The 25,875-nt window shown below is 61.9% G+C and carries 25 protein-coding genes; 14 read left to right on the forward strand and 11 right to left on the reverse strand.

Annotation, left to right across the window (positions count from 1 at the left end):
• Positions 1-39 precede the first annotated feature (39 nt).
• Entirely contained in the window at positions 40-753 is a 714-nt protein-coding gene (gene aat, locus O2N64_RS02600; protein ID WP_271078732.1) for a leucyl/phenylalanyl-tRNA--protein transferase, read from the forward strand.
• Here aat and O2N64_RS02605 read toward each other — a convergent pair.
• From O2N64_RS02605 to O2N64_RS02620, 4 genes are read right to left on the reverse strand one after another with little or no spacing between them, the layout of a single operon-like run.
• On the reverse strand, positions 684-1,226 hold the full coding sequence (locus tag O2N64_RS02605; RefSeq protein ID WP_271078733.1) for a DUF2155 domain-containing protein: 543 nt from the start codon (positions 1,224-1,226) through the stop codon (positions 684-686). The two genes, aat and O2N64_RS02605, sit on opposite strands and share 70 nt — an antisense overlap.
• On the reverse strand, positions 1,208-1,606 hold the full coding sequence (locus O2N64_RS02610; RefSeq protein WP_271078734.1) for an NADH:ubiquinone oxidoreductase subunit NDUFA12: 399 nt from the start codon (positions 1,604-1,606) through the stop codon (positions 1,208-1,210). The genes O2N64_RS02605 and O2N64_RS02610 overlap by 19 nt, the downstream gene beginning before the upstream one ends.
• A gap of 43 nt (positions 1,607-1,649) precedes the next feature.
• Positions 1,650-2,159, reverse strand: a complete 510-nt coding sequence (locus O2N64_RS02615) for a DUF192 domain-containing protein (protein WP_271078735.1) — start codon at positions 2,157-2,159, stop codon at positions 1,650-1,652.
• Positions 2,134-2,664 (reverse strand): regulatory protein RecX, encoded by a 531-nt coding sequence (locus O2N64_RS02620; RefSeq protein WP_271078736.1) that lies wholly within the window; start codon positions 2,662-2,664, stop codon positions 2,134-2,136. Before O2N64_RS02620 ends, O2N64_RS02615 begins: the two co-directional genes overlap by 26 nt.
• Before the next feature lie 197 nt (positions 2,665-2,861).
• Between O2N64_RS02620 and O2N64_RS02625 the strand changes: the two genes are divergently transcribed.
• Positions 2,862-4,589, forward strand: coding sequence for a fatty acyl-AMP ligase (locus O2N64_RS02625; RefSeq protein ID WP_271078737.1), 1,728 nt, complete (start codon positions 2,862-2,864; stop codon positions 4,587-4,589).
• On the opposite strand, the gene O2N64_RS02630 is transcribed toward O2N64_RS02625, so the two are convergent.
• The 4 genes from O2N64_RS02630 to O2N64_RS02645 form a co-directional block, all read right to left on the reverse strand.
• Positions 4,586-6,106 carry a hypothetical protein gene (locus O2N64_RS02630; protein WP_271078738.1) on the reverse strand — a complete coding sequence of 507 codons (1,521 nt, stop codon included), beginning with the start codon at positions 6,104-6,106 and terminating at the stop codon, positions 4,586-4,588. The genes O2N64_RS02625 and O2N64_RS02630 overlap by 4 nt on opposite strands.
• Positions 6,103-7,203 carry a trypsin-like serine peptidase gene (locus O2N64_RS02635; protein ID WP_271078739.1) on the reverse strand — a complete coding sequence of 367 codons (1,101 nt, stop codon included), beginning with the start codon at positions 7,201-7,203 and terminating at the stop codon, positions 6,103-6,105. The genes O2N64_RS02630 and O2N64_RS02635 overlap by 4 nt, the downstream gene beginning before the upstream one ends.
• Before the next feature lie 171 nt (positions 7,204-7,374).
• Positions 7,375-7,770 (reverse strand): MAPEG family protein, encoded by a 396-nt coding sequence (locus tag O2N64_RS02640; protein WP_271078740.1) that lies wholly within the window; start codon positions 7,768-7,770, stop codon positions 7,375-7,377.
• A gap of 2 nt (positions 7,771-7,772) precedes the next feature.
• Positions 7,773-9,353 carry a TIGR00341 family protein gene (locus tag O2N64_RS02645; protein WP_271078741.1) on the reverse strand — a complete coding sequence of 527 codons (1,581 nt, stop codon included), beginning with the start codon at positions 9,351-9,353 and terminating at the stop codon, positions 7,773-7,775.
• A 100-nt stretch (positions 9,354-9,453) separates the two neighbouring features.
• Here O2N64_RS02645 and O2N64_RS02650 point away from each other — a divergent pair, with 100 nt between their 5' ends.
• The 3 genes from O2N64_RS02650 to O2N64_RS02660 are packed head-to-tail and all read left to right on the forward strand — an operon-like array spanning position 9,454 to position 11,796.
• Positions 9,454-10,662 carry a toxic anion resistance protein gene (locus O2N64_RS02650; protein WP_271078742.1) on the forward strand — a complete coding sequence of 403 codons (1,209 nt, stop codon included), beginning with the start codon at positions 9,454-9,456 and terminating at the stop codon, positions 10,660-10,662.
• A 10-nt stretch (positions 10,663-10,672) separates the two neighbouring features.
• A complete protein-coding gene (locus O2N64_RS02655; protein ID WP_271078743.1) occupies positions 10,673-11,488 on the forward strand; it encodes a hypothetical protein in 816 nt (271 codons plus the stop codon).
• Positions 11,488-11,796 carry a polyhydroxyalkanoic acid system family protein gene (locus O2N64_RS02660; RefSeq protein ID WP_271078744.1) on the forward strand — a complete coding sequence of 103 codons (309 nt, stop codon included), beginning with the start codon at positions 11,488-11,490 and terminating at the stop codon, positions 11,794-11,796. The genes O2N64_RS02655 and O2N64_RS02660 overlap by 1 nt, the downstream gene beginning before the upstream one ends.
• 4 nt (positions 11,797-11,800) lie before the next feature.
• Here the strand turns inward: O2N64_RS02660 and O2N64_RS02665 are convergent, their stop codons facing one another.
• The gene (locus O2N64_RS02665; RefSeq protein WP_271078745.1) at positions 11,801-12,259 is read right to left on the reverse strand and encodes a DUF2721 domain-containing protein; all 459 of its coding nucleotides are present in this window, start codon (positions 12,257-12,259) and stop codon (positions 11,801-11,803) included.
• 115 nt (positions 12,260-12,374) lie between these two features.
• Here O2N64_RS02665 and O2N64_RS02670 point away from each other — a divergent pair, with 115 nt between their 5' ends.
• Positions 12,375-12,953, forward strand: a complete 579-nt coding sequence (locus O2N64_RS02670) for a biliverdin-producing heme oxygenase (protein ID WP_271078746.1) — start codon at positions 12,375-12,377, stop codon at positions 12,951-12,953.
• A complete protein-coding gene (locus tag O2N64_RS02675) occupies positions 12,950-15,511 on the forward strand; it encodes an HWE histidine kinase domain-containing protein (protein WP_271078747.1) in 2,562 nt (853 codons plus the stop codon). The genes O2N64_RS02670 and O2N64_RS02675 overlap by 4 nt, the downstream gene beginning before the upstream one ends.
• A 6-nt stretch (positions 15,512-15,517) precedes the next feature.
• On the opposite strand, the gene O2N64_RS02680 is transcribed toward O2N64_RS02675, so the two are convergent.
• Complete coding sequence (locus tag O2N64_RS02680) at positions 15,518-16,549, reverse strand: mannose-1-phosphate guanylyltransferase (protein WP_271078748.1); 1,032 nt, start codon at positions 16,547-16,549, stop codon at positions 15,518-15,520.
• 46 nt (positions 16,550-16,595) lie between these two features.
• The gene (locus tag O2N64_RS02685; RefSeq protein WP_271078749.1) at positions 16,596-17,324 is read right to left on the reverse strand and encodes a TonB family protein; all 729 of its coding nucleotides are present in this window, start codon (positions 17,322-17,324) and stop codon (positions 16,596-16,598) included.
• Positions 17,325-17,413: 89 nt separating this feature from the next.
• Here O2N64_RS02685 and O2N64_RS02690 point away from each other — a divergent pair, with 89 nt between their 5' ends.
• From O2N64_RS02690 to O2N64_RS02720, 7 genes are read left to right on the forward strand one after another with little or no spacing between them, the layout of a single operon-like run.
• Positions 17,414-20,905 carry a hydantoinase B/oxoprolinase family protein gene (locus O2N64_RS02690; protein WP_271078750.1) on the forward strand — a complete coding sequence of 1,164 codons (3,492 nt, stop codon included), beginning with the start codon at positions 17,414-17,416 and terminating at the stop codon, positions 20,903-20,905.
• Positions 20,902-21,900: a DUF2891 domain-containing protein gene (locus O2N64_RS02695; protein WP_271078751.1), complete on the forward strand. Its 999-nt coding sequence runs from the start codon at positions 20,902-20,904 to the stop codon at positions 21,898-21,900. Before O2N64_RS02690 ends, O2N64_RS02695 begins: the two co-directional genes overlap by 4 nt.
• Entirely contained in the window at positions 21,897-22,829 is a 933-nt protein-coding gene (locus O2N64_RS02700; RefSeq protein ID WP_271078752.1) for an MBL fold metallo-hydrolase, read from the forward strand. The genes O2N64_RS02695 and O2N64_RS02700 overlap by 4 nt, the downstream gene beginning before the upstream one ends.
• On the forward strand, positions 22,826-23,290 hold the full coding sequence (locus O2N64_RS02705) for a YeeE/YedE family protein (RefSeq protein ID WP_271078753.1): 465 nt from the start codon (positions 22,826-22,828) through the stop codon (positions 23,288-23,290). The genes O2N64_RS02700 and O2N64_RS02705 overlap by 4 nt, the downstream gene beginning before the upstream one ends.
• Positions 23,287-23,706, forward strand: coding sequence for a DUF6691 family protein (locus O2N64_RS02710; protein WP_271078754.1), 420 nt, complete (start codon positions 23,287-23,289; stop codon positions 23,704-23,706). The genes O2N64_RS02705 and O2N64_RS02710 overlap by 4 nt, the downstream gene beginning before the upstream one ends.
• Entirely contained in the window at positions 23,706-24,116 is a 411-nt protein-coding gene (locus tag O2N64_RS02715; protein WP_271078755.1) for a TIGR01244 family sulfur transferase, read from the forward strand. The genes O2N64_RS02710 and O2N64_RS02715 overlap by 1 nt, the downstream gene beginning before the upstream one ends.
• Positions 24,113-25,864, forward strand: a complete 1,752-nt coding sequence (locus O2N64_RS02720; protein ID WP_271078756.1) for a SulP family inorganic anion transporter — start codon at positions 24,113-24,115, stop codon at positions 25,862-25,864. Before O2N64_RS02715 ends, O2N64_RS02720 begins: the two co-directional genes overlap by 4 nt.
• Positions 25,865-25,875 lie beyond the last annotated feature (11 nt).

Here is a 25,875-nt window from a genome sequence, read left to right on the forward strand (position 1 = left end):
GCAAGCGACGACATGCATCTTGCATGCTACAATTGCGCCATGCACGCCCCCACCACTTCGACAGAGCCGAAGCTGATTCCGCCGGAAATCCTGCTGCTGGCCTATCGCAGCGGCGTATTTCCGATGGCTGATTCGCGCGATGATGAGGAGGTCTTCTGGGTCGAGCCGCGCAAGCGGGCGATCCTGCCACTGGATGGCTTTCGCCGTTCGAAATCACTCGCCAAGCTGCTCAAGCAGGATCGCTTCACCATTCGAGTGAACGGCGATTTCGGAGGCGTTATCCGCGCCTGTGCGCAGCCGCGCATCGACCATCCCGAGACCTGGATAAGCGAAGTGATCGAGGCGAGTTATTGCAACCTCAACGCTCAGGGCCACGCGCATTCGGTCGAATGCTGGCAGGATGATGCGCTGGTTGGCGGGCTCTATGGCGTCGCATTCGACCGGGTGTTTTGCGGGGAAAGCATGTTTGCGCGCACCGCCAATGCCAGCAAGGTGGCGCTCGCTGCGCTAGTCGTGCTGATGCGACGGGCGGGCTACAAACTGCTCGATTGCCAGTTCATCACCGATCACCTTGCCTCGCTGGGCGCAGTCGAAATTACGCGGGACGATTATCAGGTGAAATTGGCAGCGGCCGCATCAGCCCGGCCGATCTGTTCTCTGGCTCAGGCGCTGGAGCAATTGCGTCAGGATTCTGAAGCGGCTTCCTCTTCGCCGGGGAAGCTCATCGCGCAATCCTTGACCCAGACATCATAGACCGGGTGCTCGACCACATTAAGGCTGGGCGATTCCTTGAACAGCCAGCCTGAGAAAATGCGGTTCCACTGCGTGTCATCGCCCGCTTCCTGTCGCTCGTTCACGAATACCTGCACGAAGGCGCCGGTCATTTCCGGGTCTTCCCACGGCGCGGTGCGCTCACAGGCGGCCAGCCGCACGATCACATCGTCGAAACGGCGCGTTTCGCCCGGATACATTTCGATATCGCGGGTTTCATTGTTGCGCTTGTTGACGAGGCCGATGGTGGCGAGCCGCTCTTCCATGGGCGTCCCGATGGCTTCGGGATTGCCGATTTGCAGATCCTCTATCGGTTGCAGCTCTTCGGGAATTTCGGTGGCTTCCGCGCCGGGTTCAGGCGCATCGCCGCCGCAGGCCGAAAGCAGCGCAACTCCTGCCAGCAGGATTGCCGGGCCAAGGGGGCGCCGCGAGAGGATCACGCGTCGGGCGACCATGCTTCGTAATCGCCGCGTGCCGGGGCACGCTTGCCGCCGCGCTCCAGCGCACCTGCAGGCAGGTAGCGGGCATCGGTGCCGGTGGCATTCGGCGTAAAGTCGGTTTCCCAGATCTTGGGCGGCGGCAGGTGGCTTTCGGGCAGCGCGTCGTAGGATCCGTGCAGCCAGCCATGCCATTCGGCAGGCACGCGGCTTGAATCGTTCGCGCCGTCATAGATGACCCAGCGGCGTTCCTGCTGGCCTTCTTTCACCTTCTTGGAGCGGTAATATTTATTGCCCTGAGCATCGGTGCCGACATGCTCGCCATTACGGGCACTCCACAGCATCGTGCCGATGGTGGCGCCTTCCCACCAGGTGAAGATTTTCATCAGAAAGTTCATGGGATGCGCGATTAGCGGATTCGGGTGCGCAGGCCAATAGCCATTACCACTCCACCGTGTCGCCCGGCTGAAGCCCCAGTTCCTCGGCGCGGCCGGCGTTGAGTTCGAGCACGGCGATGCCGTCCCGATCGGATGTAACCGGCTCTTCATTATAGGGCTCGCCCCGCGCGATATTGATCACTTCATAGTTCTCATCGATGAAAATTAGGTCGAGCGGGATGAAGGTGTTGCGCATCCAGAAGCTCTGCGGGCGCGGCGCGTCATAGGTGAAGATCATGCCTTCATCGAGGCCCATCTCATCGCGGAACATGAGGCCGCGCCTTTGGGAATCTTCGGTATTGGCGACTTCTGCCTGCACCACATGCGTACCGGCGGAGGTGTTGAGCGTGACAGGGATGATCTGCAGGCCGGAGACCGGATGCGTATCGGCTGCCTGCTCCTCTACGGCTGCAGGCTGAGCGCTCTCCTGCGCGGCCTCTCCTCCGCATGCTGCCAGAGCCAGCGCCGCGAATGCCGCCAGAGCGCGCTTAGGAAAAACCAAACCCACCATCATTCTCCTCTTCGGCATCCTCTGCTTCGGATACCCAATCTGTAACTGCTGCTTCTCCCAGCGCATCGATCACCGCGCGGGCATGATCGAAGGAATGGCCTGCGCGCAGCATGGCTGCAATCTGTTTTTCGCGTTTTTCCTTATCCGGCGGCTCTACCGCGAAAGGACCGAACCGCCGCCGCTGCGCCAGCCGCATGGCGGCCTGCCGCTTCGCCGCATCGCCGGGCTGCATCGATTCGCGAATGCCCTCACCCACGCCCGCCTGGCCGAGCGCCTGACTGACTCGCCGCGCGCCATAGCCGCGCCGCAGCAGATCGCCCGTCTTCGCCCGCGCCCACACTTCGTCATCGACATAGCCTTTGTCGACGAACCGGCGGACCAGTCCGGGCACATCCGCCTCGCGCTCATCCTCCCACCCGCGCTCACGCAATTTGCGCGCCAGATAGCGTTCCAGCTTTGCCGCTGTGGTGGCAAAACGCGCTACATAGGACAGCGCCAGCTCCTCCATAGAGGCGGCTGAAAGCGGTTTTGGCGCCCGTCTTTTGCGCGTTGCCCCTTGTCGATTGCTGTCCATTGGCCTTATTCGTGCCACACTTCCCTTCAAATGGGAAAGTTTGCGGCGCGGTAAGTTCAACTTCCCCGCCGATTTACTTTGTGGGAAGCGTCAAAAAGGCGCGCTGGAAATGAGGGTTCCCCATCACAGACATGACCGAGCTCACGCCGACGCCCAACGATTGTCCGCTGCCGCGCCGCCGATCCGATTTCGCCACGTTCAACGAGGCGATCGATTATGCTGCGCGTAGCGAAAAGGGCCTGAACTTCTACGATCCGCGCGCCACGCTGGAGCGGGTCTACCCCTATTCGCAGATGCGCGAAGACGCGCTGGTGCAGGCTCGCCGCCTTGCGGGCATGGGAATCAGCAAGGGGGACCGTGTCGCCCTGATCGCGGAAACCAGCCCCGAATTCGTTTCCGCTTTCTGCGCCTGCGTGCTCGCCGGGGCATGGCCGGTGCCGTTGCCGCTGCCGACCACGTTTGGCGGCAAGGATAGCTATATCGATCAGCTGGGCGTGCAGCTTTCCTCGAGCGATCCCGCCGTGCTGCTGTTCCCCGCCGAAATAGACGAGATGGCGCGCGCCGCTGCTGACAAGCAGGGCTGCAAAGGTCTCAACTGGGATCAATTTGCAGAGCTGGATGCGCCCGATGCCGAGCTGCCCCAAGCCGACCCGGACGATATCTGCTATCTGCAATACAGCTCGGGCTCGACCCGCTTTCCCACCGGCGTCGCGGTCACCCACCGCGCGCTGCTGCACAATCTCTATGGTCATGCCGCCAGCATGAATATCGGCGAAGGCGATCGCGGCGTAAGCTGGCTGCCTTTCTACCACGATATGGGCCTTGTCGGCTGTTTCCTGTCGATGGTCGGCAATCAGGTGAGCGCCGATTATCTGCGCACCGAACATTTCGCCCGCCGCCCGCTCGCCTGGCTCGATCTCATCAGCCGGAACGAAGGCAAGTCGATGAGCTACTCGCCCACTTTCGGCTATGACATCTGCGCCCGCCGCATTTCCAGCCAGAGCCAGGTTGCCGATCGCTTCGACCTCTCCCGCTGGCGGCTTGCGGGCAATGGTGCGGACATGATCCGCCCAGATGTGATGCAGCAATTCGTCAACGCTTTCGCCGATGCAGGCTTCAAAGCCTCTGCCTTCACCCCGTCATACGGCCTCGCCGAAGCGACACTCGCCGTCACGGTGATGCCGCCGGGCGAAGGCATTCGCGTGGAACTGGTCGAGGAAGAGCGCCTGTCGGGCGGCAAGCGCGACCTCTCGCGCCCTGCCCGCTACCGCGCCATCGTCAATTGCGGCAAGCCACTACCCGACATGGATGTCGAAATCCGCGGCGAGAACGAAGAGGTCAAAGGCGACCACCAGATCGGCAAGGTCTGGTGCCGCGGCCCCAGCGTCATGCACTCCTATTTCCGCGATCCGCAGGCGACCGAAGACTGCCTGGTGGACGGGTGGCTCGACACTGGCGACATGGGCTACATGGCCGATGGCTACCTGTTCATCGTCGGCCGCGCGAAAGACATGATCATCATCAACGGCAAGAACCACTGGCCGCAGGATATCGAATGGGCGGTCGAGCAATTGCCCGGCTTCAACCATGGCGATATCGCTGCCTTCTCGGTCGAAACCGACAATGGCGAAGAAGCACCCGCCGTGCTGGTCCATTGCCGCGTGAGCGATCCGGAAGAGCGAGTGAAACTGCGCAACGAAATCGCCGACAAGGTCCGCTCCGTCACTGGCATGAACTGCGTCGTCGAACTGATCCCGCCCCGCACCCTGCCGCGCACCAGCAGCGGCAAATTGAGCAGGGCAAAAGCGAAGAAGCTCTACCTCTCCGGAGAAATCGCCCCGCTGGAACTGGCGGCCTAAGGCGTCATCAGCAAGCTCATCACATTGGGATAAGGCAAGGGCTCGCCGACAGCGGCCGCCGCTTCGTTCGCTGCGGCCATTGCCCCTATCATCGCGCTTCGCGCCGCTGCGGTCGCAGCAGCATCATCGCCTGCCGCAGCTGCGTAGTAGGCGGCCTCTGCGCTCTGTGCCGCAGCAAGTTTGGTCGCATAAGTGGTCTGTGCGGTTGTGAATTCGCTTTCTGGCGTGAGCGCGCCGGTCACTGCAGTGCCAAGCGCTTCGGACTGGCCGCTGAGAACATCGGCAACGGCGATGCCGAAACGGCTGGGGCGCCGAACCACGATGAAGGAGACGCGCGCATTGGTAGCGCCAAGCTCGCTCCGGTGGAGGCCGCTGGTCGGCTCACCCTGATCGTCTCTGGGCTGAGGGGCGCAGCGGCTCGCGCCAAAAACGGCATCGTAGAATTGCGCCGGATCGCTCACCGTTCCAAGCGGCGAATAGGAGACACCGCGTAGCCGGCAGCTTTCCGCTTCGGCAGCGGCCAGCGCTGCTCTTGCCACGCGAATTCGCCCTTCGGCCACCGCGATTTTAGTCGGGTCACGAGTGGTGGCAGCTTGCAGTGAGTGAAGGCCGACCAAAGCGTTGAACATCTCAATCTGCGCCGTCACGCCGCGCTGGTCAATCGCATTGAGCGCATTCACGCGGCTCGCAGGATACCCTTCGGCAGGCGCGTTAGGATAGAAAATCTCCGAGACCTCGGAAAGATCTGCCGCATTATAGACCTTATCCCGATTGGGGCGCAGATTTGGCAGCCGCATCCGTGCCACGGAATAAATCGCACCCAGGTCCTGGTTTTCAGCATTCGCAGGAAGGGCCAGTTCGACAAGCAGTTCTGCCGGTCTCGTTCGCGAAGACCCGTTCGCAATCGAGGCACCATACCATGCTGTTACCGGCGTGATGTGCGTGCCCTCAGGCGTCGGCTGAACGCGGATTTCAAAATAGGCGCGCGGGGTGTTGTCCAGAAAACCATACTGTGCAAACACGCCAGCCGGTGTCGAGTCGTCCTCGCTCGCCGCTGCGGTTAAAGCCGTTATGTCAGCGTTTGTAAGACCTGTGTCGCGGAGCAAAGCGGCTTCGAAATTATCCCAGTCATCACCCCCACTTGATGGAACGAAAAACACAAGGCAGTGCGCATCCGCCGTATAGCGCCACGGCCTTGCCGGACTTTCGGTTGGCTGGTGCAGCGTACCGGCGAAATAGGATGTGCTGTCCGATGCGGTGTAGGCATGCTCTTGCGAGGCACGCCGAATGGCGTCGGAAAGTCCGGACAGGGCTTGCTCTGCCACACCGCCGACTACGCCCGCGAGAATGGTTCCAATCAAGCTCTCGGTCTGGCTTTGGCTGGCCTGATGAACGGGACATTGGTCCAGGACTTCCAATCGGCCGACGATTTCGGTCTCGCCTGAACTGGCGAAGGCCGGGCCAGCAGAAATGGCTGCCAGCACGCTGGCGCATGCGTATTTCCAGATTGTCTTCATTTGTTACCCCCTAGTCCAATGAATTCCTGATCAAGCATGAAAGTCGGGTTGGATAGCTGCAGCTGGTCACTTTCCGATGCGGGAAGCCTGATATTGCCGCCGACGATTAGCCCGACGAATGCGGGCGTGTCGGCGTCGGAATCGGCCAGAAAGACCGGCGATCCCGACATTCCGATCACTGTGTGACAGGCCAGGTGGCTCGTGCCCTCCTTGCCGCGCCTCACCGCAACGACTTCGCACAGGTTATCGCGCGGAAAATGGAGCGCATCGACCAAATGCTCTGGGCGATCCCTGCGGTCGTCAAGGTGCGGCCATGCGGCGATAAGGGTGGCTTCGGTGAACGGGGCGGCTTGCTGGTAGGAGACTTTCCTCACCGATACGCTGCCCGGGTCGTCCACCGAATATACCGCCCAGTCCCGGCGATTATTCGTTCCGCCTCCCCCGCCCACAAAAGTGACGTTCAGTGCGCTTCCGCTAGAGGCCTGAAAAATACGATGCCCGGCATTCTGGACATGTTCTACACAGTGATGGGCCGTCAAGAATTGTCCATCAGTCGCGATCAGCCCCGCGCAGATTGGGTTGCTGTCACTTCCGAGGACGATGCCGATCGCGCTGCTCAGCCCGTCAGCTTGCTCTGCATTCTCCAGCACGGCAGCGCGCGATTCTAAAGGCTCGGAAGTCAGCGAGGCGAAGCAATGCGAAAGATAGTTCCGACGCGTCGCCGCCGTCGCTTGCTGCGGAGAGCGATAATATTTCTGAAAACCCGAAGCTGACGTCGCGCAAAGCCGGTTTTCAGCCGCCCCGAGCAGGATTCGATAGACTGATCGATGCGCTTCGCTGAGCAATTCGCATTCATCATCAGGTGATCGCGCGCATCGCTGCCGGAGTCGCATCAAATAGTCGAACATCCTGCCCGGATCAGTATGTTGTTCTCCGCCAGGCGAGGAAAGCAGATGCTGAACCCACTGCCCGTTTGCATCCATCCAAAACTTGAATGAAGGCATGGCCATGGGAGCAGCCGATTTCTCGGCGGCTGTTTCGACGCTGCTGCTATCGTACAGTTGTGGTCGATCTTCTACGCCGGCGGAGGCTGCCATTGACCAGCCCCCCAAACACGCCGTCAATAATATAGACCCCAATCGCAACGAACCGCCCCCAGCCAGCACGTGAATGGGGCAGAGTGAACGCGGTTAACAGTAAGGAGTCAATTCCGCAGCGATTAAACTCTCGTAATCGCGCGCTCCTTCAGGCGCTAAGCCACAGCTAGTTTAGCCCAGCAGCAACACGCCCAGTACATACAGGAGTGCCAGCAGGCTTACCGCCCATACGTAGGTTCGGACCTTAGGAATGCCTGCCCAATAGAGCGGGAGATACACGAGCCGCGCGCCGAGCCACACCCAGGCGGCAATGGCGGTCCACTCGTTCGCCTTGTCGGCCAGCACCACGCCCAGAAGCGCGATGATCGCGAGCGGCAGGGTTTCGCGGAAATTGTCTGACGCGCGTTGCAGCCGTCCGGCAATATCATTGAGCGGCTCTGTATCCTCATCGCGCGCGCCCATATTCCAGTCGACGCCATATTGCTTCGTCTTGTAATGGATCGCTACGAAGATGTGGACGATCAGCAGCACGCCGGAAAGCGCAAGGACGGTAAGTTCGGCTGGCATGATTATTCCCCTGTGACCCATTCGACGGTGACCGTGCCGTAGCCCGGGCCGGTGACGTCTTCCATCATCGTGCGCTCTTCAGCCGAGAGGATCGTGCGCAGCATCGCCACAGATTCGGCCGGACCCGTCAGGCGGACCGGAATGCTCGTCCGGTCCTGCGCCCAGCTTGCCACCATGAGCGCGCGGCGCCCCTCTGCGGTGGGTCGCCACGCCGGACCATCGCCCTCGCCATCAGCCGCCACGCGTTCGAACGGGATGTCGGACAGCGGGCGGACGGGCGGCGTAAAGCGGATGTCCCATTCGGGCTCGGTCGCATCGATCCGGCGCTCAAGCTCGGCATAGGTAGCCATGGTCGCGCCGGTCAGCGGGCGCGCGACAACCAGAGCACGGCGGCGCTGGCGATCAATCGTCACGTCGTCTGCAGGCACGCCTGCAAGCAGTGCGAGCCGATCGGCGATATTCTCCATCTGCTCTGCCGCTTCGGCCTCTCGCAGGCGGGCAGCGGCCAACTGAGCTTCTTCGGCGGCATCCTCACTGGTGCCGACCGGGATCTGGGTGAGCGAAACATCGACCGGACGGCCCAGCCGCTCGGCTATCGATGCTTCGGCCAGGAGCTCAGCATCAGCGATGATTTCAGGCGTCAGCACTGTGGTTACGATCTGGATGGTTTCGCCTTCGTAATTGGGCTCCATCCGGTCCACCCGGGCGCGGCCGTCAAATATCTCCACGATGGCGGAGTTCATCGTGCGGGTGGCGGTCGATTCCCACACGATCTGTCGCAGCGAGAGGAACAGCGGGATGGCCAGCACTACAAAGGCGCTGAAAATCAGGAAGGCCTGCAACTGCGTCTGTTTCTCGGAAAGGCTCGTCGAAAAGCCGTAAGCGCGCGCCATCGCGGTGGCGGTCAGCGCGATGGCTGTGAGGTTGGTAATGAAGAGGAACAGTGCGCCCCAGAAGACCGTGCCGTTCCACACCGCAAGGCCGAAACCGACCACGGCGAGCGGCGGCATCAAGGCGGTGGCGATCGCCACACCCACAATCGTGCCTTCGCGCCCGCGGATCATGGCATAGGCGCCCGCGACCGAGGAAAAAATCGCCACGCCAAGGTCAAGCAAGGTCGGACGGGTTCGCGCGGCAATTTCCGAGGTGATCTGCTGCACCGGCGAGAAGAACACGATCAGCGCGCAGAACAGGATCGCGAATATCACCCCTACTGCGAGCGACTTCGCCGATTGTCGCAGCCATTGGAAATCCCCTATAGCCAGCGCAAAGCCGACGCCCATAATCGGGTCCATCAGCGGGCTGAGCAACATCGCGCCGATCACGACTGCGGTGGAGCCCTGCAGCAGACCGAGCACGGCGATGCCCGCGCTCATACAGGTCATCAGCAAATAGCGGGCGGACAGCGCACATTCCGCGCGGCGCTTTTCGATCACCGCGATCTGGTCCACCGTGCCGCTTACATCCTTGCGCCACCAGCTGTTGAAGTGGGTCAATATCTCGGCGAGATTGGCTTTCGCTTTTTCCAGCGGCTGCTCGGCCGCGCTCGCCTTCTCCGCCTCAGGTGCGTTTGGTGTTTGCATTGCAGCCTATTATCGCGGAAACTCCCAAGGACAAAGGTTGAAACACGTGTCTTGCATCACTAATACAGTGAAGTAGGAGCAGAGAGGGATTTTTGCCGCGATGGCCACGACGAACCAGACGACGACCAAGACCGAAAACGATTTGGAGCTGACACCGCCCGATCCGGTGCCGCATGTCGCGCCCGAAAAGGCCGCTGGCCTCGTCCCCGTGAATGAGGAGCAGAAAAGCAAGCTGCAACAAAAGGTCGATGGCTTTGTTGACGAGCTGATCGCGCTCGATGCCAATTCGCCCGATTTCGGCAAGAAGGTGGACCAGATCACCAATATGGGGCGCAAGGAAATCATGGCGGCCAGCCAGATGTCCAACCGCTTCCTCGATCGCCCGGTCCGCGCGATGGACCAGGATTCAGGCGTCGGTGCCGACCTTGCAGAACTGCGCCGCACGGTCGAAGATCTCGATCCCGGCCGCAAGGGCAAGCTGACCGGGCGCAAGCTCTTCGGCATCATCCCCTTCGGCAACAAGCTCAAGAACTACTTCGACAGCTACACATCTGCGCAGGGCCATATCCAGTCGATCCTCGCCCGGCTCTCCAGCGGCAAGGATGAGCTGATCATGGACAATGCCGCCATCGATGTGGAGCGGCAGAAGCTGTGGGAAGCCATGGGCAAGCTCGAGCAGATGATCCATATCGCCAAGACGCTGGATGGAGAGCTTGAGGAAAAAGCCGCAGAACTCGACGCGACCGATCCGGAAAAGGCCAAGGCTATCCGTGAAACCGCGCTGTTCTATGTTCGCCAGCGCACGCAGGACCTCCTCACACAGATGGCGGTTAGCGTGCAGGGCTATCTCGCGCTCGACCTCGTCAAGAAGAACAATGTCGAACTGGTGAAAGGTGTCGATCGCGCCAGCACCACGACTGTCGGCGCGCTGCGAACGGCAGTGACGGTGGCGCAGGCAATGACCAATCAGAAGCTGGTGCTCGGCCAGATTACCGCGCTGAACCAGACCACTGCCGGGATCATCGATTCCACCGGTGAGATGCTGCGCGAGAACACCGCCAAAATCCACGAGCAGGCCGCCAGCAGCACGATCCCGATGGAGACACTGCAGCGCGCCTTCCAGAATATCTATGACACGATGGACGAGGTCGACAGCTTCAAGATCCGCGCGCTCGACAGCATGAAGCAGACCGTGGATATGCTCTCGACCGAAGTCGAGAAATCCAAGGGCTATATCGCCCGCGCCGAAGGGCAGGCCCAGGCCGCCCAGCAGGTGCAGGACAGCGGCCTGCTGACGCTGGAGCCGTAAGGGCGCGTAAATGGCTGACAGTACACACGAATCTGACCGGATCATGCGAGAGGCTCGCAGCAGCCTGCAGGTCCAGCGCGATGGTGGCTATCACCGCCGCGCTGGTTCCATCGGGGACGGTTCGCGGCGGATCAAGCGCTCCAACCGGATGCAGCGGCTCAAGCTGTTTCTCGGCACTGTTCTCGCCATTCTTGCGGGCGCGAGCATTTTCGGCGCCTTTGTGAATGCGCTTGGTTTTGGCGGCGTGATGATTGTTGCCATGGCGATTATCGCGGCGATTTTCATCTTCTCCAACTTTCCCAAGGTCAAAGCGCCCAAGCGTGCCGACCTCAGCCGCACCATCGATGCCCAGCAACTGGTGGCGCGCACCGAATTGTGGCTGGAGCACCAGCGCGATGCCCTGCCCGCACCTGCGGCGCGTATTGTCGGCGAGCTTGGCGGACAGCTCGATGCGCTCGGCAAGCAGCTCGCCCATGTCGATCCCGGCCATCCGGCGGCAGGTGAAGTGCGCAAGCTGGTGGGCGAGATCCTGCCCGAGACGATTGAGAGCTACACCAAAATCCCTGCGCATTTGCGGACCGAGGAACGCGCCGGCTCAACGCCCGATGCGCAGCTGGAACGCAGCCTCACGAAAATCAGCAAGGAAGTCGATGCCATGACCCGGCAGCTGGCGGAAGGTTCGCTGGACGATCTGGCGATCAAGGATCGCTATCTCGATTACCGTTATGGCGATGCCGAGGGCAATCCGCTGGAAAACGGCGTGCCACTGAACGAGGGATCGGGCGTTCCCCTCCCCGATTTCGATAAAACAAAGGCCAGGAACTGATGCAAGTTGCGATACCGCACAATCTGGGCCGGGAAGAGGTCCGCCGCCGCTTGCAGGAAAACGGCCACCAGATCGGCGACAACATGCCGGGCGGCATGGCCGAAATCACCACCAGCTGGCCGACCGAAGACCGCATGGCGCTTTCCATCACGGCGATGGGTCAGGCGCTGACGGGCACGATCGACATTGAAGACGAGCAGGTGCTGTTCGAAATGATCCTGCCGCCCGCGCTCGGCTTCCTGAAGCCGATTGTCGAAGGAGCCATTGCCGATCAGGGTCGCCGCATGCTGGAGCCGCCGAAAGAATAGGCGATCAGAGCGTGCGCTCTTTCTCCAGATAGCTTTCCGGAATGCGCAGCGCTTCGGTCGCTTCGCGTGTTTCGCGCAGAAACAGCACCAGCGCCCACATCAGCAGCCCAATCGCCAGGATGAATGTGCCCGCTGCAATCGGGTTGAGCCCGATATGCGCGAATTCCTCGGCAAACAGCAGCACCACCGTGACCCCGATTATCAGGCCTGACTGCACCAAGGTCCTCAGCGCGCTGCCGATCAGATCGATGCGCCGGTCAAGCTGGCGGATCTCGCGCACCACCATATCGTGTTCCGCGCCTTCGGTTTTGCCATGAAGCCTCTGCAATTCCCGACTGCGATCGACCACACGCCCCAACCGCTGCGTTAACGTGCCGATAATGCTGCCAATTGCCACCAGCACGAACACCGGCGCCAGCGCCAACTGGATGGTTTGGGCGATCATTGCGCCAGTCTCGATCATGCGTAAGCTCCGTAATTTACTGGACTTTGTGCCCGCGTTCAGCTTCGGTCAGGCCAGAGTAAGTAATCACCTATAGGATTGCGAAGACAAGTTTCCAGCGCGACAGCGCTGCGGGGTGGAGAAAGAGGTCGTGACACAAGAGACCGAAACGGTCCCATTGCGCCTGTTGCTGCGCCAGGAGACCGCTGCGAGTCACGCGGCTCTTGATGCGACAGCCAGCGCCGACGATCTGACCGACCCGGTTGGCTATGCCCGCTTCCTGACGCGTCAGTATCGTGCGCGTGTGCCGATTGAGGCCTGGGTGGAGCGCGCATGCCCGGAGCAAGTCGCGCCGCCTCCTGTCGCGCATCTTATCGCCGCTGATCTTGCCGCCATGGGCTGTGCAATTCCGCAGACCTCTCTCCAGTTCAAACTTCCTGTCGGGGTCGATCCGATCGGTCTGGCGTGGGCTATCGCCGGTTCGCACCTCGGCAATCGCATGATGCTGAAAACGCTACAGGATACCGAGTCCGATTCGCCCTGCAGCTTCCTTGCTGATAAAAAAATGCAGCGTTTCTGGTGCGAGCTTCGCCCGCAACTTGACCGACCTGTGTCCGCAGTCCATGCGCAACCTGCGATCACCGCTGCATCAACGGTTTTTGCTCATTTCTTGACCGTCTTCGCCGATCAGGCAGAAAGCAAAGCCGCCGCATGAATGTTCATTCGCAACCTGTCGATTTGACTAGCTGCGATCGGGAGCCGATCCACCAGTTGGGTCACATTCAGGACTTCGGCGCGCTGATCGCGGTGACCGCCGACTGGAACGTCGCGTTTCGCTCGGCCAATCTCGATGATGTCCTGCAAGCACGCAGCGATGTTGGCATCGGAGACAGGCTGTCCGACCATTTGAGCGCCGATGCTCTCTCCACGCTTCGCGAGAGGATCAGCCACGCCCGCGAGATGGAAGAGGTCGAGCGGATCTTCGGCGTTGATCTGCTGCACGACAATCGCATCTTCGATGTCGCCGTGCATATCTCTGGCGACTACATCGTAATCGAGATCGAGCCGACCCCGCGCGATGGCGCAAATCACCAGACGAGCGCGCTGCGTCCCGTTATGCGCCGGCTTGAGCAGCTCTCCACGATCCCCGAATTGTGTGATGCGGCCGCTCGCGAGCTGAAGACCTTGCTCGGCTTTGACCGGGTCATGGTTTACCGCTTCCATCCCGACGAAAGCGGTGAAGTGATTGCCGAAGCAAGGGAGCGCGATCTCGAAGCGTTCCACGGCCTGCGCTACCCGGCTAGCGACATTCCCAAGCAAGCGCGCCAGCTTTATCTGCGCAACCTGTTCCGCATCATCAGCGACGTCGATGCAACGCCTGTCCCGATCGAGCCTGCAACGACGCTAGATGGTGCGCCGATCGATCTCTCCATGAGCACGCTGCGCTCGGTGTCACCTATTCACATCCAGTATCTGCAGAACATGGGTGTGAAGGCGAGCCTCAGCATCTCGATCGTAGTGCGCGGCAAATTGTGGGGCCTGTTCGCCTGTCACAATTACTCGGCGAAAGTGTTGCCTTTCCCGGTCCGCACCATGGCGGAACTGTTCTCGCAGCTGTTCTCCATGCAGCTCGATCTCGCCATAGTATCTGCAGGACACAAGGTGCGAGATAAAGCCCGCATCTTGCATGAAAAGCTGATGAGCGTCCTTGTCGGCGGAGGATCGCTGTCCAAGAATCTCGGCGTGATCGAAGAGTCGATCGAAAAGATCATCCCGCATGACGGGCTCAGCGCCTATATCGATGGCGAATACACCTCGCGCGGACATGCGCCGAGCGAAAGCGAATTTGCAGCGATCATCCCCTCTCTCAACACCTCTTCTACCGGCAGGCTTGTTCACAATGATTCGCTTGCCGGCATAATCCCGGCCGCCGGAGCTTTTGCCGACAAGGCAGCCGGCGCGCTGATTATCCCCGTATCCAGGCGGCCGCGCGATTATGTCGTGTTGTGGCGGCGCGAAATGACGCAGGTGGTGACCTGGGCCGGCAACCCGCAAAAGCCCGTGCAGGCGGGCCCCGATGGCGACCGGCTCACTCCGCGCGAAAGCTTTGCCGCGTGGAAGGAAGAGGTCAGCGGGAAATCCGCGCCCTGGACCGAAGAAGAGCTGCTGATTGCAGAAAACCTGCGCGTCACGCTGCTCGAAGTCATCCTGCGCATTACCGACGAGCAGATGCAGGAACGCACCCGCGCGCAGGAGCGACAGGAACTGCTGATCGCCGAGCTCAACCATCGCGTGCGTAATATCCTTACGCTGATCCGCAGCCTGATCGGGCAGAGCAAAAGCGAAGCGACAGACATCGGCCAATTCGCAGACATGGTCGGTGGGCGAATTCGGGCGCTGGCGCTGGCGCATGACCAGATTACCCGCAAGCAGTGGTCACCCGCCTCGCTGAAAGAGCTGATCCTTGCCGAGGCCGAGGCCTATCTTTCGGATAAGGCCGACAGGGTAACGATCACCGGACCGGACGCGCTGATTTCGCCCGAAGCCTTCACCGTATTGGCGCTCGTGATCCATGAGATGATGACCAATTCGGCGAAGTACGGCTGTCTGTGCGATCGCAAGGGCCATCTGGAAATCGCGCTTGAATTCAATCGCCATACCGATCTGGAAATCCACTGGCGCGAAATTGGCGGGCCTCCGGTCAAGGCCCCCAAACGGCGCGGTTTCGGCTCGACGATCATCGAGAAATCGATTCCCTATGAGCTCAAGGGCGACGCGCAGATTCGCTATGAATTGTCAGGCGTGGAGGCTGATTTCGTTATCCCATCCAATCTGGTTGACCCTTCGGAACATAGTGAAGAGAAGGATGCAGAGGATGCTGCCATTGAGAAAGAAAGATCTGCACGCGTGAGCAAATCCGATCGCCGCGATGGCGTGCTGGTGGTGGAAGACAGCATGATCATCGCGATGGACGCAGAAGAGATGCTGTCCGACATGGGCTTTGCGAATATCAATGTCGCGGCAAGCTGCGCTTCGGCGCTCGACATGCTGGAAAGCAGTTCACCCGCTTTCGCCATGCTCGACTTCAACCTGGGCGATGAAACCAGCGAGCCAGTCGCAAAGGCACTCGCGGAGCGGGGGATCCCGTTCTGGTTCGTTACCGGCTATGGCGAAGCGATGGACAAGCTTACCCGCACGGAAGCGCGCGGCGTCATCCAGAAGCCTTACGCCAAATCCGATCTCGAAAAGATCGTCGCAGAGCTGAAGAGCTAGACGCGATTACTGGTTTTTCGCGCCCGGAAGCGAGCCGACTTCCTGTGCGCCAGCCATGGTGGTGACGAGCACATCGCCATCGTCGACGACGACAGCCACATCGCTGAGCCCGATAACCGAAACGCGCGGCCCGTCACTGTCGACCAGCACATTGCTGCAATCGACCAAGTCGGCCTTGCCACGCACGCGGTTTCCCTCACCATCGGCCTCGCGTGCATCGCGCAGCGAATGCCAGCTGCCGATATCGGACCAGCCCATGGAGACCGGCACCATGGCCGCGCGGGATGTTTCTTCCATTACCGCGTAATCGACCGATTCAGACTGGATTTGCGCAAAGGCATCGGCCGCCGGATGGAACCGCGCGCCATCCTGCTTGCCGCCATCCACGGACGCACGGACTGCCGCCGCCAGCTCAGGGCGATGTGCTTCAAGCTCGGCGATGAAAGCACCAGCTCGGAAAGCGAAAATCCCGCCGTTCCAGCTATATCCGCCATCGGCCATGAACCCGGTGGCACGTTCCAGATCGGGCTTTTCAACGAACTGCCGGACAGCAAAGCCGCCCTCTAGCGCATCACCCTGCAGGATATAGCCATAGCCCGTTTCAGGATGCGTCGGCGTGATGCCGAAAGCCACCATGTGATCGTCTCGCGCCAGCTTTGCCGCTGCCTGCGCTGCGGCCTGGAAGGCGGGCACATCGGCGATGTGATGATCGCTCGGGCAGACCAGCATCACCGCATCTTGAGGAAGGCGGAGCGCAGCGAGAGCAATCGCGGCGGCGGTGTTCTTCGCCTCCGGCTCGACGATGATTTGCGCGCCCGGCGCCGACAATTGCGCTTCGACATGCGGCAAATGCGCTGTGCCGGTGACAATTACGGGCGCTGCGAATTGTGCCGGATCGCTCGCGCGAGCGAGCGTCTGCTCGAAAAGCGTCGTATCTCCTACCAGCGGCAGGAAAGGCTTGGGCTTGGACTTGCGACTGCGCGGCCAGAGGCGCGTTCCGCTGCCCCCGCACATAATAACAGGATGAATGAGGCTCATGCCGCTACCCTGTGTGGAAACGCGGCCAAGACTGCAAGCCCGAACTCTAGGATCGCGCGCGGAAATCCACGCGGTACCCGTATCGCGCTTCTACCGGCGTGCCCTCTGCGGTCGTAGCCGGATTGAAGCGAATGCGCTCCATCACCAGCGGGCAGACCTGTGCAGTTGTAGCGGCATCGACATTGCTGGAAGCGACCGAGCAGTTCCTCGCGCGGCCATCGGTAGTGACGGTGAAATGCACGGTCACCGATCCGCCGAAGCGCGCCTGCCGGCCCCCTTCGGGCACGGGGAAATCGCGTGCTTCATTGAGCTCGCCGGAGCGGACCGACGGCCCCACTGCAACTGCACCGCCGCTGCCCGAACCGCGCCTGCCGCTGCCCGTGCCATCGCCATCTCCGCCTGCGCCTGTTCCCTCGCCCTCGCGCCGTGCGCCCGAGGCATTGGCGGTGCCGGTGGAGGATGCGCGGGGGGCCGGACTGGGGCGCGGCAGGGGCTGCTCGGGCGCGGTGACTTCCCGTGCCGTCGCTTCGCGGCCTTCTTCTCCGGCAGCGCCTTCATCGGGCTGGGGCGGCGCAATGCTGGGTTCGGCTTCGGGCTCTGCGGTGCGCACGGTGACGGTGACGATCGAGGTCGCCTGCTCAATCACATTGGCGGTGAACTCGGGGACCAGAGCACGGGCAAGACCGTAAAGCACCAGCAGGTGGAACAGCACGATGCCGACCACCAGCTTCCAGTCCAGTTTCTTGCGTTTGCCGAGATATCCGGTTTCCGCCATTACCCTTGTCTCCTCACGCGCCTTTTCGCGCGCTCCCTTTCCTGACGCAAGCGTGGCAATTGTGTTCCGCTTTGCTTAGAGATCGGCGGATGACGGCATCTTATCGCTTCGCCATAGATCGCGGCGGCACCTTCACCGATGTGGTGGCGCAGCTGCCCGATGGGCGGCTGGTGACAACCAAGCTGCTTTCCAGCAATCCGCAGCAATATCCCGATGCCGCAAGCGAGGCCGTGCGGCGCGTGATGGAAGAGCATGGAGAGGCTCCGATTGCAGAGCTGCGCATCGGCACGACGATTGCCACCAATGCTCTGCTGGAACGTCAAGGTGCGCGCGTTGCTCTCGCGATAACGCAGGGACACCGCGATGCGCTGCGGATCGGCAACCAGTCGCGTCCGGACATTTTCGCGCGGCACATCGTAAAGCCCGAACGGCTGGAACAACGCACGATCGAAATTACCGAACGCCTAGGCGCTGACGGCGAAGTGCTGACGCCTCTCGATGAAGCGGCCGCAAAGCGCGACTTGCAGGCATTGCGCGATGAAGGCTTCGACGCGCTTGCTATCGTGCTGATGCACGGCTGGACCTACACCGATCACGAGAAGCGCGTGGCAGCGATCGCGCGCGAGCTGGGTTTTACGCAGGTCAGCGCCAGTCATGAAGTGTCCCCTCTGATCCGCCTCGTCCCGCGCGGCGATACCAGCGTTGCCGACGCCTATCTCTCGCCCGTGATCCGCGAGTACGTCGAGCAATTGGCAGAGCGCCTTCCCGATCACGGCAGTTTGCGCTTCATGCAATCGAACGGCGGCCTCGCCGATGCCCACGCCTTTCGCGGCAAGGATGCGGTGCTTTCCGGCCCGGCAGGCGGCGTTGTGGGCATGGCCCGGACGGCAGAGGCGCTCGGTTACACCAGGCTTATCGGCTTCGACATGGGCGGCACAAGCACCGATGTCTGCCATTATTCGGGCGAATATGAACGCACTGGAGAAAGCGTTGTCGCAGGCGTGCGCATCGCCGCGCCGATGATGCAGGTTCACACGGTGGCAGCGGGTGGTGGCTCGATCTGCCGCTTCGACGGGCAACGTCTGCGCGTCGGCCCCGAAAGCGCGGGCGCTGACCCCGGCCCCGCCTGTTATCGCAAGGGCGGCCCGCTGACGGTGACCGATTGCAATCTGGTTCTCGGCCGGATCGACCCGGAGGAGTTTCCGCATGTCTTCGGGCCGGATGGTGACCAGCCGATCGATCCCGAAGCATCGCGCGCACACCTCGCGGAAGTCGCCGCAACGCTGCCGGAGCCGATGGCGCTGGACGAACTGGCAGAAGGTTTCCTCACCCTCGCCGTCGATGAAATGGCGAATGCCATCCGCAAGATTTCAACCGCGCGCGGGCATGATGTGACCACCCACGCACTAGCCTGTTTCGGTGGAGCGGGCGGGCAATTCGCCTGCCGCGTGGCGGATGAGCTGGGGATGGAAACGGTGCTGGTGCACCCCTTCTCCGGCATTTTGAGCGCCTATGGCATAGGCCTCGCTCCGGTTATCGCCATGCGCGAAGCGGGCGTGGTGAAACCACTTTCGGAAGATTACTCAGCCGCGCTCGCCGATTTGCAGGATGTCGCGCGCGGTGATTTGAATGCGCAGGGTATCGCAGACATCAATATCGCTCTCATCACCCGTTTGCGACTGCGTTTCGATGGCAGCGATACGACGCTCGACCTGCCGCTGAGTGACGATGCAGACAGTACCTTCCGCGAAGAGCATCGCAAGCGTTTCGGCTGGTCTGACGAGGACGCACCGATCATCCTCGAAGCGCTGAGCGTGGAGGCGCAGGGAACCAGCGGCGGGCTCGCCGCACGTGCTGAATGCGAGACCCGGGGTCAGCTTGCGCGCGGTGAGTCTCTGGAAGGCCCCGCGCTCATCGCCGATCCCAGCGCAACGACAATCGTCGAGGAGGGGTGGAGCGCAAAGCTCGTAGAAGACGGCTCTATCATCCTCACCCGCAGCGCAGAGCAGACGCGCGCACCCGCTGCCGGAACGCAGGTAGACCCCGTCCGCCTCGCCATTTTCAACAACGCCTTCATGGCGATTGCCGAAGAGATGGGCGTGGTGCTGGAAGCCACGGCCAGCTCGGTGAACATCAAGGAGCGGCTCGATTTTTCCTGCGCGCTGTTCGATGCGGAAGGATCGCTGATCGCCAATGCGCCGCATATCCCTGTGCATCTGGGCAGCATGTCGGCAAGCATCCGCACGGTCATCGCCAATCGCGCAAACAGCCCGCGCGGCATTCGGCGCGGTGACGCTTACGCGGTGAACGATCCCTACAACGGCGGCACTCATCTGCCCGATGTGACGGTGATCGTGCCGGTATTCTGGAGCGAGAGCTCGCCCAATCCGCAGGCCTTTGTCGCCGCGCGCGGGCATCATGCCGATATCGGCGGGATCGCGCCCGGCTCCATGCCGCCGAACAGTCGCACAATCCACGATGAAGGCATTCGCCTCGACGATGTGCTGCTGGTGGATGAAGGGCGGTTCTGCGAGGCGGAGATACGCGCATTGCTGGGGGCAGGCGAACATCCGGTACGCAATCCCGATCGCAATATCTCGGACCTGAAAGCCCAGCTTGCCGCCTGCGCGCGGGGAAGCGACCTGCTCGGCAATGCCGCGAGCGAGCACGGCGGCGAGGTCATCACCGCCTATATGGGCCATGTCATGGACAATGGCGAAGCGGCCGTGCGCACTTTGCTGGAAAGCCTGCCCGAAGGCGAGTTCGCCTATGGCATGGACAATGGCGCTAAGGTGCGCGTAGGCATCTCCATCGACCGCGAAAACCGCTCCGCAATCTTCGACTTCACCGGGACCAGCGCGCAGCTGGGTGACAATTTCAATGCCCCCGCCTCCATCACCCGCGCCGCCGTGCTCTACGCGCTGCGCTGCCTTGTCGATGACGATGTGCCGCTCAATGACGGGTGCCTGCGGCCTGTAACCCTGCGCATTCCCGAAGGCTCAATGCTCTCCCCCAATCCGCCTGCCGCGATTGTCGCGGGGAATGTCGAGACGAGCCAGGTCGTCACCGACGCGGTGCTGGCGGCGTGCGGCGCGCTTGCCCCAGCGCAGGGCACGATGAACAATCTTACCTTCGGCAATGCCGAGCATCAGTATTACGAGACGATCTGTGGCGGATCGGGTGCGGGACCGGATCATCCGGGCACTGATGCCGTGCAGACTCATATGACCAATTCGCGCCTCACCGATCCCGAAGTGCTCGAAGCGCGGCTGCCGGTGCGGGTGGATGCCTTTGCCATTCGCAGCGGCTCGGGCGGAAAAGGGGCTCAGCGCGGTGGAGAAGGGGTTGAACGCCGTCTTGCCTTCCGCGAGACCATGCAGGTGCAGATGCTCGCCAATCGCCGGAAGATCGCTCCGCACGGCATCAAAGGTGGCGAGGATGCAAAGCCGGGGGAGACCTTTGTGGAACATACCGATGGCCGCGTCACGCAGCTGGGCGCGCAGGGCTCTGCAGAAGTCGAACCGGGCGATATGGTGGTAATCCGCACGCCGGGTGGCGGCGGATACGGGCCAGCGAAATGAGCGTGGATCCATCCATGGCCGGACGTTTCGCGCGCACCGCGCTGGGCCATGTCACTCAGGAATATCCCAACAAGCTTGACCATGTGATGGGAAACGATGCCGATGCGCAAAGCCCGCGCGTGCTGCATCCGGTGTTCTTCGGCAGTTTCGACTGGCATAGCTGCGTGCACAGCTGGTGGCTGCTGCTGACGATCCGGCGGATCTATCCCGATCTGCCCGAAGTCCCGCAGATCACCGCGCTGGCGGACGAGCTTTTTACGGCTGATAATTTCGCCGTCGAAACCGCCTATGCCAAGCGCCCGGAATCGCGCGGGTTCGAGCGGCCCTACGGCTGGGCATGGTATCTCAAGCTGCATCTGGAGGCATCGCAGGATCAGGCAAAGCCCTGGGCGCAGCATATGGAGCCGCTCGCGCGCCAATTCGCCGCCGGGTGGCGCGATTACCTTAAAGCCCTCGCCTATCCGATCCGCACCGGAACCCATTTCAACACGGCCTTCGCCATGCGCCTGTCGCTCGATTGGGCGGAGGTGTTCGATCCGGCGCTCGCCCGTTTGATCGGCGATAGCGCAATGGGCTGGTTCGAGGGGCAGCGCGATGTCCGCCCGATTGAACCTTCCGGCGATGATTTCCTCTCCGGCACGCTCACCGTGGCGCAGCTGATGCGCAAAGTGGGCCGCGTGCCCTTTGCCGAGTGGCTGGATGGCTATCTGCCCGATCTGGAGCAGGGCCGCCCCGCCTGCCTGTTCGATCCCGTGGTTCCCCGCGACCGCAGCGATGGCAAGATGGCCCATCTCGACGGGTTCAACATCTCGCGCGCATGGAGCTGGATTGAAATCGGCAAAGCCGCCAATCTGCCGCCCCGCGAGGGCCCCCCGGAAATCGCGCTGTATAACGCCTCCATCGATCAGATCGATCAGGATTATATGTCATCCCATTGGTTGGCGAGTTTCGCGCTGCTCACCATATTGGCCTATGAGGAAAGGCATTCATCATGACCGATACAGACACCGCTCTCCAGCAAGCCACCACGCAGGTAGAGGCAGCATTGGCCGATGCGGCAAAGCGCCCCACCATCGCCGGTTTCTTCGACGAGGCGACCAATACCATCAGCTATGTCGTCAGCGATCCTGCCACGAAAGAAGCGGCGGTGATCGATTCCGTGCTCGATTATCAGGCGGCATCCGGGCGCACGTCCTACGGCTCGGCTGACCGGATCATCGAATATGTCGAGGCGAACGATCTCACCGTCACCTGGCATATCGAGACCCATGCCCATGCCGATCACATTTCGGCAGCGCCCTATCTGCAGGAAAAGCTCGGCGGAAAGCTTAGCATCGGCAAGCAAATCATCCGCGTGCAGGATGTGTTCGGCAAGCTCTTCAATGCAGGCACCGATTTCGAGCGGGACGGATCGCAATTCGATCACCTGTTCACCGATGGCGAGCATTTCAGCATTGGCGAATTGGAAGGCATCGTCCTGCATGTGCCGGGCCACACGCCCGCCGACATGGCATTCATCATCGGCGATGCGGCCTTTGTGGGTGACACGCTGTTCATGCCCGACTTCGGGACTGCACGCGCGGATTTCCCCGGCGGCGATGCACGCCAGCTATTCCAGTCGATCCGCCGCCTGCTCCGCCTGCCAGACGATACGCGGCTCTTCCTCTGCCATGATTACAAGGCGCCCGGGCGCGATGAATACGCTTGGGAAAGCACGGTCAAATTGCAGCGCGAGAACAATGTCCACGTGAAGGACGGCACCAGCGAGGATGAATTCGTCGCCATGCGCACCGCGCGCGATGCGACGCTCGACATGCCGACGCTGATCCTGCCCAGCGTGCAGGTGAATATTCGCGGGGGTCGCCTTCCCGAACCTGAGGAGAATGGGGTGAGCTACATAAAGATTCCGGTGAACGCGGTATGACGCTGCTCGCCTTCATCCTGCCCGGCTTTCCCGACGCGGCACCGCTGGCGGGTCTTGCCGGCGGCGCGCTGATCGGCATTGCGGCGGCCATCATGCTGCTCGGTCTTGGACGGATCGCCGGTGTCTCCGGCATCGCTGCCAAAGCCGCAGGCCTCGGCGGAAGCGGCATGGACCGGATGAGCGCATGGGCCTTCGTCATCGGCCTGCCGCTTGGCGCTTTCATCATCGCGCTGGCGAGCGGCGGGCTTGAGCCGAGCTTTGCCGGCCCCGTTCCGCTGATCATCGCCGGATTGCTGGTGGGCGTGGGCACGCGCATCGGCAGTGGTTGCACCAGCGGGCACGGCGTATGCGGGATGAGCCGCCTGTCGGTGCGCTCGATCGTCGCAACGCTAACTTTCATGGCGACGGGCATCGCCACGGTGGCAATAATGAACGCCATGGGGCTGGAGGTGCTGTCATGAGCGCGCGGGCTATCACAGGATTGATCGGCGGGACCGTGTTCGGCGCTGGCCTTGCACTTGGCGGAATGACCGATCCGGCACGTGTGCGCGGTTTCCTCGATCTCTTCGGCGATTGGGACCCGACCCTTGCCTTCGTCATGGGCGGCGCGCTCATCGTCATGGCGATCGCGTGGCGTATCGTTCCCGGTATGGCGCGCCCGCTGTTCGAAGACGGCTTTCACGTCCCCACCCGCAGCGATTTGGACGCAAAACTGATTGGCGGCGCAGCGCTGTTCGGCATTGGCTGGGGCGTTGCAGGCCTTTGCCCCGGCCCTGGCTTTGCCGCGCTCGCAATCGCCCCTGTCGATGCCGCAATCTTTGTTGTCGCGATGATGGCAGGCATGCTGCTGGTGCGTTTCACCGAAAGGAAAAGCTGATGTATATTCGCAAAGTCGATGATCGTTTCGCGGTCGCGCCGCAGGTGCAGGCAGAGGACATGCAGGCGCTCGCCGATGTGGGCTACACCGCCGTGATGTGCAATCGCCCCGATGGTGAAGAGCCCGGCCAGCCGCCGCTCGCAGAGCTCAAAGCCGCAGCCGAAGCAGCGGGCCTCACCTTTCACCACGTGCCCGTATCGGGAGGCCATTTCCCTGAAGAGGCCTTGGCGGAATTCGCCCGCATCCGCCGCGAAGCCGATGGTCCGCTGCTCGCCTATTGCCGCAGTGGTACGCGCTGTATCACGATGGAAACGCTCTCCAACCCGATGGGCCTCTCTGTCGATGAACGCATCTCCCGCGCGGCCGAGGCGGGATACGATCTCTCCTCCCTGCGCGGCCATCTGAGTTGAGACGATACTTCCCCATTCTCGAATGGGGACGCGGCTATAGCCGTGCGATCCTGACAGACGATCTGGTGGCGGCGGTGATCGTCACCATCATGCTGATCCCGCAGAGCCTCGCCTATGCGCTGCTCGCAGGGCTTCCGCCGGTTGTCGGCCTGTACGCATCGATCCTGCCGCTGGTCGCCTATGCGATCTTCGGCACCAGCCGAACGCTGGCGGTGGGCCCCGTAGCCGTCATCAGCCTGATGACCGCGAGCGCAGCGGGGGCTGTCGCGGCGCAGGGCACGGCGGAGTATCTGGAAGCGGCAATTACGCTCGCTTTCCTTTCGGGCATCATGCTTGCCGTGCTTGGCTTCCTGCGAGCGGGCTTCCTCGCCAACCTTCTTTCCCACCCGGTGATCAGCGGTTTCATTACCGCCAGCGGCATATTGATCGCGACGAGCCAGCTGAAACACATCCTCGGCATATCGGCGGGCGGAGACAATTGGCCGACCATGCTCGCCTCCCTCGCTGCGAGCATTGGCGAGACCAATCTCTGGACGCTTGCTGTCGGTGTTCCGGCGACGCTTTTCCTGTTCTGGGTGCGTAAGGGGATGAAGCGCAGCCTGCTGGCAACCGGCATGAACGCGCGCGCGGCAGATATCGCGATCAAGGCCGGGCCGGTACTGGCCGTGGCGGTGACGATCCTTGCGGCGATCGCTTTCAACCTCGCTGAGAAAGGCGTCAATCTGGTGGGAGAAATCCCCGCAGGCCTGCCGCCATTCGCCCTGGCTTCAACCGACCTTTCGCTGATCGAGCAGTTGTGGGTGCCCGCCCTCCTCATTTCGATCATCGGCTTTGTCGAAAGCGTTTCGGTCGCGCAGACGCTCGCCGCCAAGCGCCGCCAGCGCATTGCCCCCGATCAGGAGCTGATTGGCCTCGGCGCATCCAATATCGCCAGCGCCTTTTCGGGCGGATATCCGGTCACCGGCGGCTTTGCCCGCTCGGTGGTGAATTTCGATGCGGGTGCGCAGACACCCGCCGCTGGGGCGTTCACCGCAGTGGGCATTGCGCTTGCCAGCCTGTTCCTCACCCCGCTGCTCACCAGCCTGCCGATCGCGACATTGGCGGGGGTGATTATCGTCGCGGTGCTGGCGCTGGTCGATTTCAAGACGCCGGGGCAATTGTGGCGCTATTCGAAAGCCGACTTTGCCGCACATGTCGCCACCATCGGCATTACCCTGCTGGCAGGCGTTGAGCTGGGCGTCATTGCCGGTGTGGGCGTTGGCCTGCTGCTTTACCTCTGGCGCGCCAGCCGTCCGCATGCCGCCATCGTGGGCCGCATGCCCGAAACCGAGCATTTCCGTAATGTGGAGCGGCACAAGGTTTTCACTGTGCCGCATGTGCTTTCGATCCGCATCGATGAAAGCCTCACCTATCTCAACGCGCGCTGGCTGGAGGAATATGTGCTGGAGCGCGTGGCCGAGCGGCCCGAACTGCGCCACGTCATCCTGATGGCGAGTGCGGTAAACGAGATCGATGCCTCGGGCCTCGAAAGCCTCGAAGCGATCAATCACCGGCTGATCGACGGCGGCATCGGCTTGCATTTGTCCGAAGTCAAAGGCCCGGTGATGGACCGTCTCCAGCGCACCGACTTTATCGAAGAGCTGAACGGCCGCGTCTATCTCTCACAGAGTCGCGCCTTCGACGAGCTGCTGCGCGATGACGGAGAGGACACCGCGATACCGGACGATTTCCCGCGCGGGGTGATCTGATCGCGCGCCGC

It is taken from the genome of Aurantiacibacter sp. MUD61 (genome assembly GCF_027912455.1).
Classification (GTDB): domain Bacteria; phylum Pseudomonadota; class Alphaproteobacteria; order Sphingomonadales; family Sphingomonadaceae; genus Alteraurantiacibacter.